The organism is Dyella nitratireducens, from assembly GCF_014642835.1.
GTDB classification, from domain to species: Bacteria; Pseudomonadota; Gammaproteobacteria; order Xanthomonadales; family Rhodanobacteraceae; genus Dyella_B; species Dyella_B nitratireducens.
In genome coordinates this window covers 553776-568524 of record NZ_BMJA01000002.1, presented here as the reverse complement: position 1 = coordinate 568524, position 14749 = coordinate 553776, and the positions used below count along the sequence as shown (strand labels likewise).

Here is a 14749-nt window from a genome sequence, read left to right as displayed (position 1 = left end):
GCAGGCTGGCGTCGCAACCACGACATCGCCTCCCCATGCCGATGCGTCTGACGACTGTGATGTGCCTGCTTTGCACGACCGTGCTGGTGGCCTCGATCAGCGCGCATGAGCAGCCGCCTGCGCCTTCCGCCACGGAATTGCTGAGCCGGTTCGGCGGTGCGCCCAACGGCTTGGCGCGCCATGAATACCTCAGCTCGGTGATGCCCTTGCTGAGCGGCGATGACAAGTCGCTGGCGCAGCAATTGCTGGCCACCGTTGACAGCGAACTGGGCCTCTATAACCAGGCGATGATGGCCTTCCCGTTCGACAACCGCATCGCGCCGCCTCACAACACGCTGCTGCCCGGGCCGGATCAATGGCGAGCCGTGGATGCTGCAGAAGCCGTGGCCGAACTTGCCGCCAAGCGCCATATCGTGATGGTGAACGAGGCGCATCACGACGCCCACACCCGCGAGCTGACACTGGCCCTGCTTCCGCGCCTGCGCGCACTCGGCTTCCAATACTTTGCCGTGGAAGCGCTGAGCGCCAAGGACGCCGACCTGATGCACCGTGGCTACGTCACGGATACTTCGGGCAGCGAATACCTGCTCGAACCCTTGTATGGCGAGATCGTGCGACAGGCGATCCGCCTCGGCTACACCATCGTTGCCTACGACCCGGAAGACGCATCCATCGCCGATCGCGATACTGCGCAAGCGCGCACGCTCTACGACAAAGTGTTCGCCAAGGATCCACAGGCCAAGCTGTTCGTGCACGCCGGCTACTCGCATATCGACAAAGCCGTGGGCAACTTGGGCGGCGGCATCGAACCCATGGCGATACAACTGAAACGCCTTAGCGGCTACGACCCGCTCAGCGTGGATCAAACGCAATTCCGCGACGTCGCCATCGGCGGCCTCGACTTTGGTTTCTACAACGCCATCGCCAGCCACTTCACGTCAGAGGTGCCGTATGTGTTGCGCCAACGCGGCGGCGACACGATCTGGAGTTCCGACCCGAAGCAGCACGACGTCACCGTCATACTGCCGCCCGCCTTCGATAGCGACCTGGACGTGCACGGCATCATGAAAAGCGATGTCTTGCGCCGCGAAGTGGTCCTGCCCCGCCTCCCGTTCGATGCCAGCCGGCGGCCGTCGTGGTTGACGCTCGGTGACAAACGGGTGCCTTACCCGATCAGCGCCGAATGGTGTGCAGGCCAGATGCCATGTGTGGTCGAGGCCCATTATCCCGGCGAGCCCGACAACGCCACGCCGGCAGATCGCTACACCTTCCTGCACAACAGTCGCTCGCGCAACGACCTTTACCTCTACCCCGGCCACTATCGGCTGCGCGCCTGGGACGCCACCGGCAAAACCCTGCAACAACAGGACGTCGACGTGCCGTCAAATTGATTGGCCCTCTGCTGCTCTTGTTGCTCTTCCAAGCACACGGGTAGCTTTTTTACCGGATACCACTGCAACAACTACCGCGATGCCACGCAGCGCGACGTGCTCGTGCCCCGCCGCCGGACGCACGACACCGGCGCGATACGTGAGCGTCATGATCCCCCGGCTCACCGAGCCGAAAACCTAAGGAGCACCTCATCATGATTGGCCGTTATTCGTTCAAGGCCCGACCCCGCCAGCTCGGCTGCGTAACGCTGTTGGTGTTGCTGGCTAGCACTGCCGTGCTGGCGCAAAACCCTCCGGATGCTCCGTTCGAGGGCGGCGATGCCGGCCCTGACATGCATCACGATCCCGCCTTTGCACCACCATGCACATGCGCCAACAAGAACCACGAACAAGGCGTGGTATTGCTCAAAGTGCTGGTAGGCGCTGACGGTGCCGCACGCAAAGTCGAAGCTGATCCGGACAACAAGGCTTCGCCCGAACTGACCAAGGCCGCCAGCGATGCCGCCGGCAAGTGGCATTACCCGCCGAAGCAGGACAACAGCACGGCAACCGAAGCGTGGATCAAGGTGCCGGTGCTCTTCAGCCTGGCCTTGCTGCCACCGCACCCTCCCGGTCCGCCGCACGGCGACATGCCACCACCGCCGGGTACCCCAATGCCCCCGCCGCCTACCGGCCAGCCAGCTCAGCCGAGCTCTCCCAATTCCTGAGAACTTCCCGGCAAGCCATTGATTTGCTATAACCTCAACGCAGCATCGCCGCCGAGGTTTGCAGATGGGCCTGGCCACTACAGGGGATATGGACAAACACAGATCGCTCGCCCGCGCGCTGCGTTTGAGTGCGCTGGCGGGCGTGCTGCTGTTGCTGGTCGCGTGCGCCAGCTCCCCCCGTCGCGAGGCCACCTTCAAGCCATCGGACTCCGTCCTCGCCAACGAACCGGCGCGCGCACCGGAAAACGCCGTCGGCACGGCCAATGACGTGCTGTTCCGCGCCATGGCCCTGGTCGGCACGCCCTACCGCTGGGGCGGCAACACACCCTCCGGCGGCTTCGATTGCAGCGGCTTGGTCGAATACATCTATCGCAACGCCGCCAACATGGATCTGCCGCACAGCTCACGCGACATGGCATCGATGAACGGCGAGAAGATCAAGCGCATGGACGACTTGGTGAGTGGCGACCTGGTGTTTTTCGGCAGCGGCCGCGGTATCAGCCACGTCGGCGTCTATGTCGGCAAAGGCCGCTTCGTGCACGCGCCCAATAGCGGCGGCACGGTACGTCTCGACGATATCGATGGGCCGTATTGGCGAGATCACTTCGAGTACGGGAAGCGACTGCTGGACTAACCCGCCCGTCCCTCCGATCACATAAAGAAGCTTATCTCCGTCGTCCCGGCGAAAGCCGGGACCCAGCGACTTTGCTTAGGAGTGGGGATCTTCACAAGAAATATATTGTGCACAATTAAATTTGATGCTAATGTTCTCACCATGAACAAGCCGCTTACCCCCTCTTTGCTCCTGGACGAACAGCTCTGCTTCGCGCTGTACGCCGCCTCGCGCCGCATGACGGCGACGTACCGGCCCCTGCTTGAAGCATTGGACCTCACCTATCCGCAATATCTGGTGATGCTGGTGCTGTGGGAGCGGGACGGGCTCACCGTGAGCGAGCTTGGCGACCGACTGCAGCTGGATTCCGGCACGCTCACCCCGCTGTTGAAGCGGCTGCAGCAAGCCGGCCTGCTAGGCCGGCGCCGTCGTCAAAGCGACGAGCGCGAAGTGGAAATCACCCTGACCGAAGCCGGCGACAAGCTGCGCGAACGCGCCGCCGAGGTGCCGCGCTGCCTGGCCGAAAAACTTTGCATGTCCGTGGACGCATTCACGCGCCTGCGCGACGAATTGAAAAACCTGGCGACACAGCTCGCCTCCCCCACCGACCAACGAGAGTAAACGTCATGAGCAACCCGACCAAAGTTCTCTATACCGCCACTGCCACTGCCAAGGGCGGCCGCGAAGGCCATATCCACAGCAGCGATGGCGTGCTGGATTTCGATCTGAAAGTGCCGAAGGAACTCGGCGGCCCAGGCGGCCACGGCAGCAACCCGGAACAGCTGTTTGCCGCCGGTTATTCCGCCTGCTTTGAAGGTGCCGTGCGTTACGTCGCGCGCGAGAAGAAGGTTGCGCTGAAGGATGCCTCGGTGACCGGCCACGTCGGCATTGGTCCGCGTGACCCCGCCGGTTTCGCCATCACGGTGAAGCTGGAAGTGAGCCTGCCGGGCATCGATCCCGCGGTGGCACAGGAACTGATCGACGTTGCGCACCGCGATATCTGCCCGTACTCGCATGCCACGCGCGGCAATGTGGATGTGCAGATCAGCCTGGTTTGATGCAACCGGCCGATAAAGCAACGGCGCCGAAAGGCGCCGTTGCTTCGTAGCATCGTAGGTTGGGTTAGCGCAGCGTAACCCAACGTATCCGTGCGACATTGTTGGGTTACGCTGCGCTAACCCAACCTACGATGCTGCTGCTTCAGTGTGCTTCAGCACCCGGCGGATGCGCGTGGCCGTGCTGAATCTCCTCCTCCGTCCCGTCGCGCACTTCCTGAATCGCAACGTCGAAGTTCAGCGTCTTGCCCGCCATCGGATGGTTGAGATCCACGTCGATGGTGCTCATGCCGACCTTATGCACGGTCACCACGCGCTGGCCGCCTTGCTTGAGCGACAACACCGTCGTCATGCCCGGCTTCAAGCGATTGCCCTGCTGGAAATACTTCTTCGGCACGCGCTGGATCTGGCCTTCCTGGCGCTCGCCGTAACCTTCGGCCGCCGGAATTTCCACCTGCAGCGTGTCGCCGGCGCCATGATCTTCCAGCGCCTTTTCCAGGCCCGGAATCAGCTGGCCATGGCCAAGCAGAATCCACAGCGGCTCGCCGCCGTCGTGCGAGCTTTCAACCTTCTCGCCTTCCACGGTGAGCGTGTAGTGGAACGCGATGACCTTGTCCTTGCCAGCCTTCATTGCCTGTCTCTTGAGTGAACCAAAGACGACGATTCTATCAGCTACCGAAGCGTACGCCGCGGGCTTCAGGCCCCAGCCACAGCAGCAGCGCCAGTAATACAGCCACCGCAGCAATCCACAACGACATCACCAGCGGCAACCCCGCCCCTTGCGCTGCCAGCCAGGACTGGGCCGTGGCGGTGCCGGCAGCTATGAGGTTGCCCATCTGATAGGCAAAACCCGGCAAGGTGCCGCGTACGGCATCCGGCGATAGCTCGTTCAGATGCGTCGGCACCACACCCCAGGCACCTTGCACCATCACCTGGATCAGGAACGCCCCCAGCCCCAGCAGCAACAACGAACCGCCATACGTCCACAGCGGAATCACCGGAATGGCAAGCAAGGCCGCGATGATCATGGCGCGGCGGCGCCCCACTTTCTCCGACCATCCGCCGAAGAAGATGCCACCTACCAACGCGCCGAGATTGAGCAAGGCCACCAGTACAAACGCCGCACTCGAACCGGTCGGCAAATGCAGATTCACTTCTTCGAAGGTGTGGTACATGTCCTGCGAGCCATGGCTGAACATGTTGAAGGCAGCCATCAGGCACATCAGGTAGATCGCCAACTTCCAGTGACCGCGCATCGCATCGACCAGGCTGCGCTTGCCATGTACCGCCTGACTTGCTTCCCACGCCGGCGACTCGGGTACCTTGCGTCGGATGTAGAGCACCAGCAGCGCCGGGATCGTGCCAACGATGAACAGGCCGCGCCAACCGATGTGGTCGATCAACAGCCAGTTCGCCAGCGCCCCCAAGAAAAAGCCGCACGGATAGCCGCTTTGCAGCAGGCCCGACACCAGGCCCCGCGATTTGGGTGGAATCGACTCCATCGCCAACGACGCACCGATGCCCCATTCGCCACCCATCGCCACGCCGAACAGGAAACGCAAGGCGAGCAGCATCGTCATCGACGTGGAAAACGCCGTGGCCAGCTCGAATACCGAAAACAGCAGCACGTCGACCATCAACACCGGCCGGCGACCGAAGCGATCCGCCAGTCGCCCAAATATCAAAGCCCCCACCGGACGCGCCGCCAAGGTCAGGAACACACCCAGCGTGACCTCGGTGCGATCCACATGGAATTCATTCGCGATACCGACGATCACGAAGGTGAAGAGAAAATAGTCGAACGCATCCAACGTCCATCCCAGAAAACTCGCCAGCACGGTATGCCGCTGCTCATGATTCAACTCGCGAAGGGCAGACAGGACGGACATGCAAGGCTCCCGATAGACGGCTGCGCGAGGCTACCACGATGCAGCAACGGCCTTCATGTATAATGGGTATTCGAATTCGCACGCGTTTTGGCGGCGCATTCCTCTTCCATCCCCATATACGGCAACGCGGTTCTAGATGAAGGCTCCGGGTTGCAACAGGAGCTAATCATGTCTTTCGAATCGCTGGGCCTCGCCCCTGCGTTGCTGCGTGCGCTTGCCGAGCAAGGCTATACCGAACCCACCCCGATCCAGGCCGGTGCTATTCCGGTGGTGCTGGAAGGTCACGACCTGCTGGCCGCCGCACAGACCGGCACCGGCAAAACCGCTGCTTTCTCGCTGCCTTTGCTGCAGCATTTGTCCACGACCGAACCTGCCAGCAAGAAGCGTCCGCGCGCACTGGTGCTGACGCCAACGCGCGAACTCGCCGCGCAGATCAACGATAACGTTCGCGCTTATGGCAAACATCTGCGCGTCAGCAGCGCGGTGATCTTCGGCGGCGTGAGCATGGGTCCGCAGGTGCAGGCGCTGCGTCGCGGCACTGATATCGTCATCGCCACACCGGGCCGGCTGGTGGATCACATGCAGCAGCGCACGATCGACCTCTCCGGCGTGGAAGTGCTGGTGCTGGATGAAGCCGACCGCATGCTCGACATGGGCTTTCTGCCCTCGCTCAAGCGCATCATCAGCATCTTGCCGAAGCAACGTCAGACGCTGCTGTTCTCGGCCACGTTCGCACCGGAGATCAAAGCGCTGGCGATGCAGTTCATGCAATCGCCGCAAGAGGTGTCCGTGACGCCGGCCAACAGCGTGGCCACCACCGTCAGCCATCAAGTGCATCCGGTCGATGGCACGCGCAAGCGCGATCTACTGCTGCACGTGCTCAGCCAGGACAGCCGCCGTCAGACGCTGGTGTTCAGCCGCACCAAGCATGGCGCCGACAAGCTGGTGCGTTACCTGGAGCAATCCGGTTTACGCGCCGCGGCCATCCACGGCAACAAGAGCCAGAACGCCCGCACGAAAGCGTTGGCCGATTTCAAGAACGGCCGCATCACCGTGCTGGTGGCAACGGATATCGCCGCACGCGGCATCGATATCGACCAGTTGCCGATCGTGATCAACTACGACCTGCCGATGGTGGCCGAAGACTATGTGCACCGCATCGGCCGCACCGGCCGTGCCGGCGCCAGCGGCATCGCCCTGTCGCTGGTGTGCCATGAAGAATCCGGCCTGCTGCGCGATATCCGCAAACTGTTGAACCAGGACATTGCGGTCAGCGAAGTGCCTGGTTTTGAGCTATCCACGCCGCTGCGGCTGGATGCGCATGCACCACGTCCGAAGCAAGGGCAGCGGCAGGCACGTCCGCCGCGGCAAGGTGGCAATGGGCATCGGCCGCATGGGCATGCGCAGCAGAACAATGCTGCCGGCGAGCATGCGATGGGGAATCGCAAGCGCCAGCGATCGCGTGGTCGTAGGCCGGCAGCGAAGGCGTAATAAACCAGCTTTCTACCCAGCGCGTAGGTTGGGGTGCAAACCCCAACATCATGGCCTCGACAAACATGGCAATGTTGGGGTTTGCACCCCAACCTACGTGAGTTCTGCGTTTCACCCACCTGGCGCAACCAACGCCGTAAGCACGTGATCCTCCCACTCCCCTGCAATCTGCAGGTACCGCTTCGCATACCCTTCCCGCTCAAATCCGAACGACGCCAACAACCTCGCACTGCGCTCATTGCTCGGCATGTAATTGGCCATGATCCGGTGCAAGCGCAATTCGCCGAAGGCCCAGGCGATGCCAACCTCCAGCACCTCGCGCATCAAGCCCTGCCCCTGCATAGGGGCGGCTATGCCATAGCCGAGATGACATGCCTGGAACGCACCGCGCACGATATTGGCGAACGTGAAGGTTCCGAGGATCGCCTGTTCGTGACGATCGAACACCATCAGGGGATAACCACGATCCTGCTGAGCATTCTGGCGGCTTTGCGCAATCGTCTGAATGCAATGCTCCACCGTGTAGTGCGCCGTGTCGCGCAGCGGCTCCCACGGTGAAAGGTGGGTGCGATTCTGCACGCGATAGCGCAGCATCTTGCTTGCATCCGTGACGTCAGCAACACGAATGCGTGCGCGTGGTGTTTCCAACACCGGCAAGGCCACCACGGTGTTCAACGTTCCTGATCCGTGGGGCGCATCAGCACTTCGTTGATGCACACGTAATCCGGACGTGTCACGCAAAACAGAATGGTGTCGGCAATATCCTCGGCCTGCAGCTGGCGCATTTCACCGGCACGTGCATTGACGGCGCGTCGGCTGGCTTCATGCCCGACGTGCTCGCGCAATTCGGTATCCACCATGCCCGGTTCGATCACGCTGACGCGGATGTTGTCCTTGTACACCTCGCGCCGCAGCGATTCGGAAAAGCCCACCACGCCGAACTTCGTCGCTGCATAAGCTGCTGCATTGGGATTGGCCACACGACCCGCCACCGAAGCGATGTTGACGATGTGCCCCTCACGCCGCGCACGCATACCGGCCAGTGCAGCTTGCGAAGAAGCAATCAAGCTGAGAACGTTCAATTCGAGCATCCTGCGCCAGCGCCCCAGATCCGCTTCGGCAACCGGCTCCAGGTACATCACGCCGGCATTGTTGATAAGGATGTCGAGACGGCCGTAATGCGCCTCGGTTTCCTTCACGATGCGTTGAGCCTCCACCTCCGAAGCGAGATCAGCCACCAGCACCAGCGGTTCCGCGCCCAGTTCGGCCAACTTGGCAGCCAGCTGTTCCAGCCGATCCTGGCGCCGGGCGGCAATCGCCACCTTGGCGCCCTGCTCCGCCAAAGCCAGCGCGGTCGACTCGCCGATCCCCGAGGACGCTCCCGTAACCAAGGCAATGCGATCTTTCAGGCGGTTCTTCATGACGGCTCCTTGTAACCACGCAATTCATCAAGAGTATGTCCGCCACGGGCTGTTACAATAGTGGCCTTTCTCCCGCATGCCCCGCGCATGCCACGTCGAGGTTCCCCCCATGTCGTCCCCGTCTTCCGACTCTGCTCCGGCCACCGCTGGTTTCTCTGCGCTTGCCCTCACGCCGGAAGTGCTGCGCGCACTGGCCGATGTGGGATACGAATCGCCGTCGCCGATCCAGGCCGCCACCATCCCGTCCCTGCTCGAAGGCCGCGACGTGCTGGGCCAAGCGCAGACCGGCACCGGCAAGACGGCGGCCTTTGCATTGCCCATCCTTTCGCGCATTGAAATGCGCCCGGGCAAGCCGCAGGCGCTGGTACTGGCGCCGACGCGTGAACTGGCCATCCAGGTGGCCGAAGCCTTCCAGCGCTATGCCGCGCACATGCCGGGCTTCCAGGTCTTGCCGATCTACGGCGGCCAGAGCTACGGACCGCAGTTACATGCCTTGCGCCGTGGCGTGCACATCGTGGTCGGCACACCCGGCCGCGTGATCGATCACCTGGAGCGCGGCACGCTTGACCTTTCCGAACTGCGTTTCATCGTGCTCGACGAAGCGGATGAAATGCTGCGCATGGGCTTTATCGACGACGTCGAGAAAGTGCTGCAAGCCACCCCGCCGGAGCGCCAGGTGGCGTTGTTCTCCGCCACCATGCCGCCGCCGATCCGCAAGATCGCCCAGCAGCATCTGAAAAATCCGGTGGAAGTCACCATCAAGGCGGCTACCACCACGGCGGCGAACATCCGCCAGCGTTACTGGTGGGTAAGCGGCATGCACAAGCTGGATGCGATGACGCGCATCCTGGAAGCCGAACCCTTCGACGCGATGATCATCTTCGCGCGCACCAAGCAAGCGACCGAGGAACTCGCCGAGAAACTGCAGGCGCGCGGTCTTGCCGCTGCCGCCATCAACGGCGACATTGCGCAGCCGCAGCGTGAGCGCGTGATCCAGCAACTCAAGGAAGGCAAGCTCGACATTCTCGTTGCCACCGACGTCGCCGCGCGTGGCCTGGACGTGGAGCGCATCAGCCACGTGCTGAACTACGACATTCCGTACGACACGGAAAGCTACGTGCACCGCATCGGCCGCACCGGCCGCGCGGGTCGCAGCGGTGAAGCGATTCTGTTCGTCACCCCGCGCGAAAAAGGCATGCTGCGCGCGATCGAACGCGCCACGCGCCAGCCGATCGAGGAAATGAAGCTGCCCACGGTGGAAGCCGTGAACGATCGTCGCATTTCCCGCTTCAAGCAGAACATCAGCGATACGCTGGCCATGGGTGGACTGGCACAATTCCAGCAGCTCATCGAGCAATTCGAACAGGAACACAACATACCGGCCATCGAAATTGCCGCCGCCCTGGCGCGCATCGCCCAGGGCGATCGTCCGTTATTGCTGGAAGCACCGCCCAAGCGTGAACGTGCGCAGGAGCGCGAACCGCGTCCCGCCCGCGCACACGATGGCGAAACACGACGTCCTCAACGCGAATCGCGTCAGCGCGACGATCATCCGCGTGACGCCGCGCCGCGTCAGCAACGCCCGCATGCCACTGAGACCGGCAAGCGCACCTATCGCATCGAAGTGGGCCACGAACACGGCGTGAAGCCCGGCAACATCATCGGCGCCATCGCCAATGAAGCCGGCCTGGAGAGTCAGTTCATCGGCCGCCTCAGCATCCGCGACGACTACAGCCTGATCGACCTACCCGATGGCATGCCTCAGGAAGTCTTCCAGCACCTGAAGAAGGTGTGGGTGAATCAGCAGCAATTGCGCATCAGCGAATGGGATGGCAATGACGCCGAGGGAGGCACACGTGCGCCGCGCAAGCCGGGCTTCAAGCCGGCGCATGCGCGTGGGCATACGGGCAAGCCGAAGCATGGGCGTGGTGGTGACAAGCCGGTGCGCCGCAAATGAGCGCGTAGGTTGGGGTGCAAACCCCAACATCGCCATGCGTGTCATGCGTTGAGAGCACACAACGTCGTTGCACCCAGAGCAACACTGCGTTTCTGGCCGCCTACCGCTGCAAACATGTCCATGCGGCCATACTTGATCGCCATGAACATCCTTATGTTGGGGTTTGCACCCCAACCTACGCCGCCATGAACACCCTTCCCAGCCTCTACATCTCCCACGGCTCGCCCATGACCGCCCTGCACCCGGGCAAGGTCGGCAAACGGCTAGCTGAAATCGCCGCCCAATTGCCTCGCCCGAAGGCCGTGGTGATCGCCACCGCTCATTGGTTGGCGCACCAACCGAGCGTGGGTGGTGCGGCGCAGCCGGAAACCATCCACGACTTCTATGGTTTCCCGCGCGAGCTTTTCGAGGTCCAGTACCCGGCGCCCGGCGCGCCGGGCGTTGCCGCACAGGTCATGCAGTTGCTCGACCACGCAGGGCTGAAGCCACGGCTCGACACCACACAAGGCCTCGACCATGGCGCCTGGGTACCGCTGCGTCTGCTGTACCCGCAAGCGGACATCCCGGTGGTACCGCTGTCGATCCAGCCGAATCTCGGTCCGGCGCACCAGTACGCCGTAGGCCGCGCACTGGCACCGCTGCGCGAGCGAGGCGTGCTGGTGATCGGCTCCGGCAGCATCACGCATAACCTGCACGACTTTCGCGCGGGCTACAGCGAGACGAACGAAGCGCCGTATGTGCGCCCGTTCATCGGCTGGGTCGAACAGAAGATCAAAGACGGCGACGTCAACGCACTGCTCGACTACCGCCGCCAGGCGCCGGGAGCGGAGCGCGCGCATCCCACCGACGAGCATCTGTTGCCGCTGTACGTAGCGCTCGGCGCTGCCGGCGAACAAGTCGACGGACAGCGCATCGACGCAGGTATCGACTTGGGGCTTTTTGCCATGGATATCTATCGCTTCGACAGCGCGCCGGTTGCCCTCACTGCACAATGATCGTGCCGACCATCATGGGATGGATCGAGCAGTAATACGCATACGTGCCGGGCTTGGCGAACGTCACGGCATAGGTGTCACCCGAATCCAGCGCCTTCGATGATGTAAACAGCGCACCAGCGCTGGTGATCACGTGAGGCTCCTCGTCGCGATTGGTCCATGTCACGCGTGTACCTGCCGGCACGGTGACCGTCTTCGGCGCAAACGCGAAGTTCTGGATCGCCACCTGATAGGTTTTACTCTTGGCCGGTATGGCATCCGCCGCCATGCACGAAAAAACCATGCCGCCAAGCGCCATCATGCCGATCGCTCGCAGTCGTATCGCATGCTTCATGTCAGCACCTCGTCGGTCACAGCCAGGGCGCCGCCGACTCGCACGTGCCGCACATCGCGGATGCCCAGATAGCGGTGCAATGCATCCGGCTTCACGCTCTGCAACGGCCCTGGCGCCGGTGCTTCACCCGGCGCAGGTTGCGGATAAGCGGTGGAACGCGCGGTGTAGAAAGTGATGCTGCCTTCCACTTTTTGCTGGATCTGGTGGATATGCCCGTTGAGCACCGTCACCGAACCGAAGCGCTTCAAATAACCCAAGGCCTCTGCACTGTCATCCGTCCCCCAGCCCCACTGCGGATACAGCGGCCACAGCGGCATATGCGCAAACACGACGATCGGCGTTTCTGCCGACAGTCCCGCCAGATCCTTCTTCAACCACGCCAATTGATCAGTACCAAGCGAACCCAAGCCACCGGCTTTGAGGTTCAGCACATTGATCAGCCCCACGAAATGCACGCCATCCTGATCGAAGCTGTACCAGCCGCCATCCTGCTGTTTCTCGCCAAAGCGTCGAAAGAATTCGGCACCGTTGTCGCCGATCACATCGTGCTCACCGGGTACATAGAAGCTGCGGCCAACACGTGCCTCCTGCATCACGCCGGCCAGCGTGTCGAACTCCTCGGGCTTGGACAGGTGTGTCAGATCGCCCGTATGCAGCAGAAAGGCCGGCCGCGTTGATTGTGCGTTGATCATCGCCAGCGAACGGCGCAAGGTGCCTACGACGTCCGGATTGGGCGCCTTATGAAAACCGATGTGCGAGTCACTGATCTGCACGAAGCTGAAAGTGGCGTCCTTGCTGATAACGGATTGGCCCGTACCGGATTGACCCAGCGGCTGCGCGTGCAGCACCCCGCTTTTCATCAGCCACAGGGTGCCGGCTCCGGCCCAGGCCATGCATTTGAGAAATTGCCGCCGGCCGTCGGCACGGCTGTCATCGGTGTCCATCACTAGCTCCGCTTGAATGGGCCGCCCAACGCCGCCCTCATCCTCGTCTACTGCTTGGCCAACCGGCCTATTCCGTGTTCCGGGGCGCGGGAATAAAGTCGTCCGGGACGCGGTAAGAGGTTTTATGCCCTCCGACATCCACCATCCTGCAGCCGCCTTCAACCGCACCAGCTTCGAAGCTTGCGTGGTGCCGTACCTGGATGCTGCGTACAACCTGGCCCGCTGGCTGGCACGCGACGATACCGATGCACAGGACGTGGTGCAGGAATCCATGCTGCGTGCGTTTCGCTATTTCCACAGCTTCCACGGCGATGATGCACGCGTATGGCTGCTCGCCATCGTGCGCAACACGTTCTACTCGCTGCGCTCAAAAGCAGCTGCCGATGCCAAGCATGAAACCTTCGACGATGAAGCCCACACGCTGATCGACGAGGCACCTTCTCCCGAAGCACGTGCCTTGATATCCGTCGACATCCAGGCATTGCAAGCCGCGTTGGAAAACCTTCCACATCCTTTGCGTGAAGTCATCGTGCTGCGCGAACTGGAAGAATGCTCCTACAAGGAGATTGCCAACATCACCGGCCAGAAAATCGGCACCGTCATGTCGCGACTGGCCCGCGCACGCGAACGGCTGAAGGCCGAACTATCTTCATCTTCCACGGAGGCACGCCGTCATGATGTGCGATGACGCAAGGCTGCTTCTGCACGCCTATCTCGATAACGAACTGGATGCCGCACAAAGCGTGGCGATCGTCCGGCATATGCAAGCCTGCCCGAGCTGCGCGGCAAGTTATGCCGATTACGGGCAACTTCGCGAGGGCATGGGGCGTGCATCCTTGTATCGCCGCGCACCCGACACCTTGCGGAAAACATGGCAAACCGAAAAGCCGGTGGCCTCCACCACACCACCCGCCAGGACACGCCGCGCACCGCTTGCGCTGGCCATGGCCGCAGGCTTTGCAGCCGCAGTGATCATCGCCACGCCGCTCTGGCTGACCTCCACGCACCGTACCGGCGATGCAAGTCAATGGGCGGACGAAGCCATTTCCAGCCATATCCGTTCGATGCAGCCGCAGCATCTGATGGATGTGGTGTCGACTGATCAGCACACCGTCAAGCCATGGTTCGATGGCAAGCTGGATTTTTCGCCGCGCGTGAAAGATTTGGCTGGCGAGGGTTTCCCACTGGTCGGCGGCCGGCTCGACGCGCTCGGCGGGCGCAGCGTTGCCGCCCTGATCTTCAAGCGGCATCTGCACATCATCAATCTGTATCAGTGGCCGGTGTCATCCGACGATGCCGTGCAAATCACGACGCAGTGGCATGGCTATAACGCGATTCAATGGACGACCGGCCACATGCATTTCGTGGCCGTATCCAATGTCAACGAAAGCGAGCTTCACGAGTTCGTGCTGGCCTTCCAGAACGACAGCGTTACGCCGCCGATGCGTTAGCGTCCTTGAAGCGGATCCAGTCTTCCGGCGCAAGTGGCGACAAGCCGTGGGCGATGCGCGCCTTGTCGCATTGCGGATAGGGTTCGCCTGACTCCCACGACGGCAGCACTTCTCTGCATATCGATGGGCGTTGCGGATGAATGCTGCACCGGGTCGTCACACCAACGCTGCCCTCCAACGCAATACAACGCGGCTGGTAAGCCTGCGTGCCGCGCATGACCAAACGATGCGGGTCGAACTTTTCGGTGAGTTTGGATGGCACCTGGCCACCCATGGAGGGCTCGGCCTCGCTCCAGTGGAAGGCGACCCGGAAATTGGCGCAGCACGCGCCGCAGCGTAGGCATGGGTGTGTCATGGCGGATTGAAGAAATGCACAGCGCGTATCCGGAATCGTCAATCATGGAAGGCCGTCATTCCCGCGAAAGCCCATCGCTGTCTGGGGAAATTTTGCGAAAAAAGTAACGAGCACTTGAGGGACAACACGTTTGCGTGATTCGCACA

At 62.1% G+C, this 14749-nt stretch carries 17 protein-coding genes; 10 read left to right on the top strand and 7 right to left on the bottom strand.

Features of this window, described 5'->3' with window-relative positions:
• The first annotated feature begins 41 nt into the window (after window positions 1–41).
• From IEX75_RS13530 to IEX75_RS13510, 5 genes are all read left to right on the top strand, one after another.
• On the top strand, window positions 42–1391 hold the full coding sequence (locus IEX75_RS13530) for a hypothetical protein (RefSeq protein ID WP_188795684.1): 1350 nt from the start codon (window positions 42–44) through the stop codon (window positions 1389–1391).
• Between the two features lie 194 nt (window positions 1392–1585).
• Window positions 1586–2098, top strand: a complete 513-nt coding sequence (locus IEX75_RS13525; protein ID WP_188794822.1) for an energy transducer TonB — start codon at window positions 1586–1588, stop codon at window positions 2096–2098.
• A gap of 88 nt (window positions 2099–2186) precedes the next feature.
• Complete coding sequence (locus IEX75_RS13520) at window positions 2187–2732, top strand: C40 family peptidase (protein ID WP_188794821.1); 546 nt, start codon at window positions 2187–2189, stop codon at window positions 2730–2732.
• 141 nt (window positions 2733–2873) lie between these two features.
• On the top strand, window positions 2874–3332 hold the full coding sequence (locus IEX75_RS13515) for a MarR family winged helix-turn-helix transcriptional regulator (RefSeq protein WP_188794820.1): 459 nt from the start codon (window positions 2874–2876) through the stop codon (window positions 3330–3332).
• Between the two features lie 5 nt (window positions 3333–3337).
• Complete coding sequence (locus IEX75_RS13510) at window positions 3338–3769, top strand: organic hydroperoxide resistance protein (RefSeq protein ID WP_188794819.1); 432 nt, start codon at window positions 3338–3340, stop codon at window positions 3767–3769.
• A gap of 142 nt (window positions 3770–3911) precedes the next feature.
• Here IEX75_RS13510 and IEX75_RS13505 read toward each other — a convergent pair whose 3' ends face one another.
• Window positions 3912–4397: an FKBP-type peptidyl-prolyl cis-trans isomerase gene (locus IEX75_RS13505; protein ID WP_188794818.1), complete on the bottom strand. Its 486-nt coding sequence runs from the start codon at window positions 4395–4397 to the stop codon at window positions 3912–3914.
• A gap of 37 nt (window positions 4398–4434) precedes the next feature.
• Window positions 4435–5655 carry an MFS transporter gene (locus tag IEX75_RS13500; protein ID WP_188794817.1) on the bottom strand — a complete coding sequence of 407 codons (1221 nt, stop codon included), beginning with the start codon at window positions 5653–5655 and terminating at the stop codon, window positions 4435–4437.
• A 168-nt stretch (window positions 5656–5823) separates the two neighbouring features.
• On the opposite strand from IEX75_RS13500, the gene IEX75_RS13495 reads away from it, so the two are divergent.
• Window positions 5824–7146 (top strand): DEAD/DEAH box helicase, encoded by a 1323-nt coding sequence (locus IEX75_RS13495; RefSeq protein WP_188794816.1) that lies wholly within the window; start codon window positions 5824–5826, stop codon window positions 7144–7146.
• A 111-nt stretch (window positions 7147–7257) separates the two neighbouring features.
• Here the strand turns inward: IEX75_RS13495 and IEX75_RS13490 are convergent, their stop codons facing one another.
• Window positions 7258–7812 (bottom strand): GNAT family N-acetyltransferase, encoded by a 555-nt coding sequence (locus IEX75_RS13490; RefSeq protein WP_188795682.1) that lies wholly within the window; start codon window positions 7810–7812, stop codon window positions 7258–7260.
• Between the two features lie 5 nt (window positions 7813–7817).
• A complete protein-coding gene (locus tag IEX75_RS13485; protein ID WP_188794815.1) occupies window positions 7818–8567 on the bottom strand; it encodes an SDR family NAD(P)-dependent oxidoreductase in 750 nt (249 codons plus the stop codon).
• Between the two features lie 109 nt (window positions 8568–8676).
• Between IEX75_RS13485 and IEX75_RS13480 the strand changes: the two genes are divergently transcribed.
• Together IEX75_RS13480 and IEX75_RS13475 are read left to right on the top strand one after the other, a co-directional pair.
• Window positions 8677–10524: a DEAD/DEAH box helicase gene (locus IEX75_RS13480; RefSeq protein ID WP_188794814.1), complete on the top strand. Its 1848-nt coding sequence runs from the start codon at window positions 8677–8679 to the stop codon at window positions 10522–10524.
• A 185-nt stretch (window positions 10525–10709) separates the two neighbouring features.
• Window positions 10710–11519, top strand: a complete 810-nt coding sequence (locus IEX75_RS13475; protein WP_188794813.1) for a DODA-type extradiol aromatic ring-opening family dioxygenase — start codon at window positions 10710–10712, stop codon at window positions 11517–11519.
• Here IEX75_RS13475 and IEX75_RS13470 read toward each other — a convergent pair.
• Both IEX75_RS13470 and IEX75_RS13465 read right to left on the bottom strand, forming a co-directional pair.
• Window positions 11506–11853 carry a cupredoxin domain-containing protein gene (locus tag IEX75_RS13470; RefSeq protein ID WP_188794812.1) on the bottom strand — a complete coding sequence of 116 codons (348 nt, stop codon included), beginning with the start codon at window positions 11851–11853 and terminating at the stop codon, window positions 11506–11508. The genes IEX75_RS13475 and IEX75_RS13470 overlap by 14 nt on opposite strands.
• Window positions 11850–12797: a metallophosphoesterase family protein gene (locus IEX75_RS13465; RefSeq protein ID WP_188794811.1), complete on the bottom strand. Its 948-nt coding sequence runs from the start codon at window positions 12795–12797 to the stop codon at window positions 11850–11852. The genes IEX75_RS13470 and IEX75_RS13465 overlap by 4 nt, the downstream gene beginning before the upstream one ends.
• Window positions 12798–12921: 124 nt before the next feature.
• Here IEX75_RS13465 and IEX75_RS13460 point away from each other — a divergent pair, with 124 nt between their 5' ends.
• Window positions 12922–13485, top strand: a complete 564-nt coding sequence (locus IEX75_RS13460) for a sigma-70 family RNA polymerase sigma factor (protein ID WP_188794810.1) — start codon at window positions 12922–12924, stop codon at window positions 13483–13485.
• Window positions 13472–14248, top strand: a complete 777-nt coding sequence (locus IEX75_RS13455; RefSeq protein ID WP_188794809.1) for an anti-sigma factor family protein — start codon at window positions 13472–13474, stop codon at window positions 14246–14248. The genes IEX75_RS13460 and IEX75_RS13455 overlap by 14 nt, the downstream gene beginning before the upstream one ends.
• Here the strand turns inward: IEX75_RS13455 and IEX75_RS13450 are convergent.
• Window positions 14229–14603, bottom strand: coding sequence for a YkgJ family cysteine cluster protein (locus IEX75_RS13450; RefSeq protein WP_188794808.1), 375 nt, complete (start codon window positions 14601–14603; stop codon window positions 14229–14231). The two genes, IEX75_RS13455 and IEX75_RS13450, sit on opposite strands and share 20 nt — an antisense overlap.
• Window positions 14604–14749 lie beyond the last annotated feature (146 nt).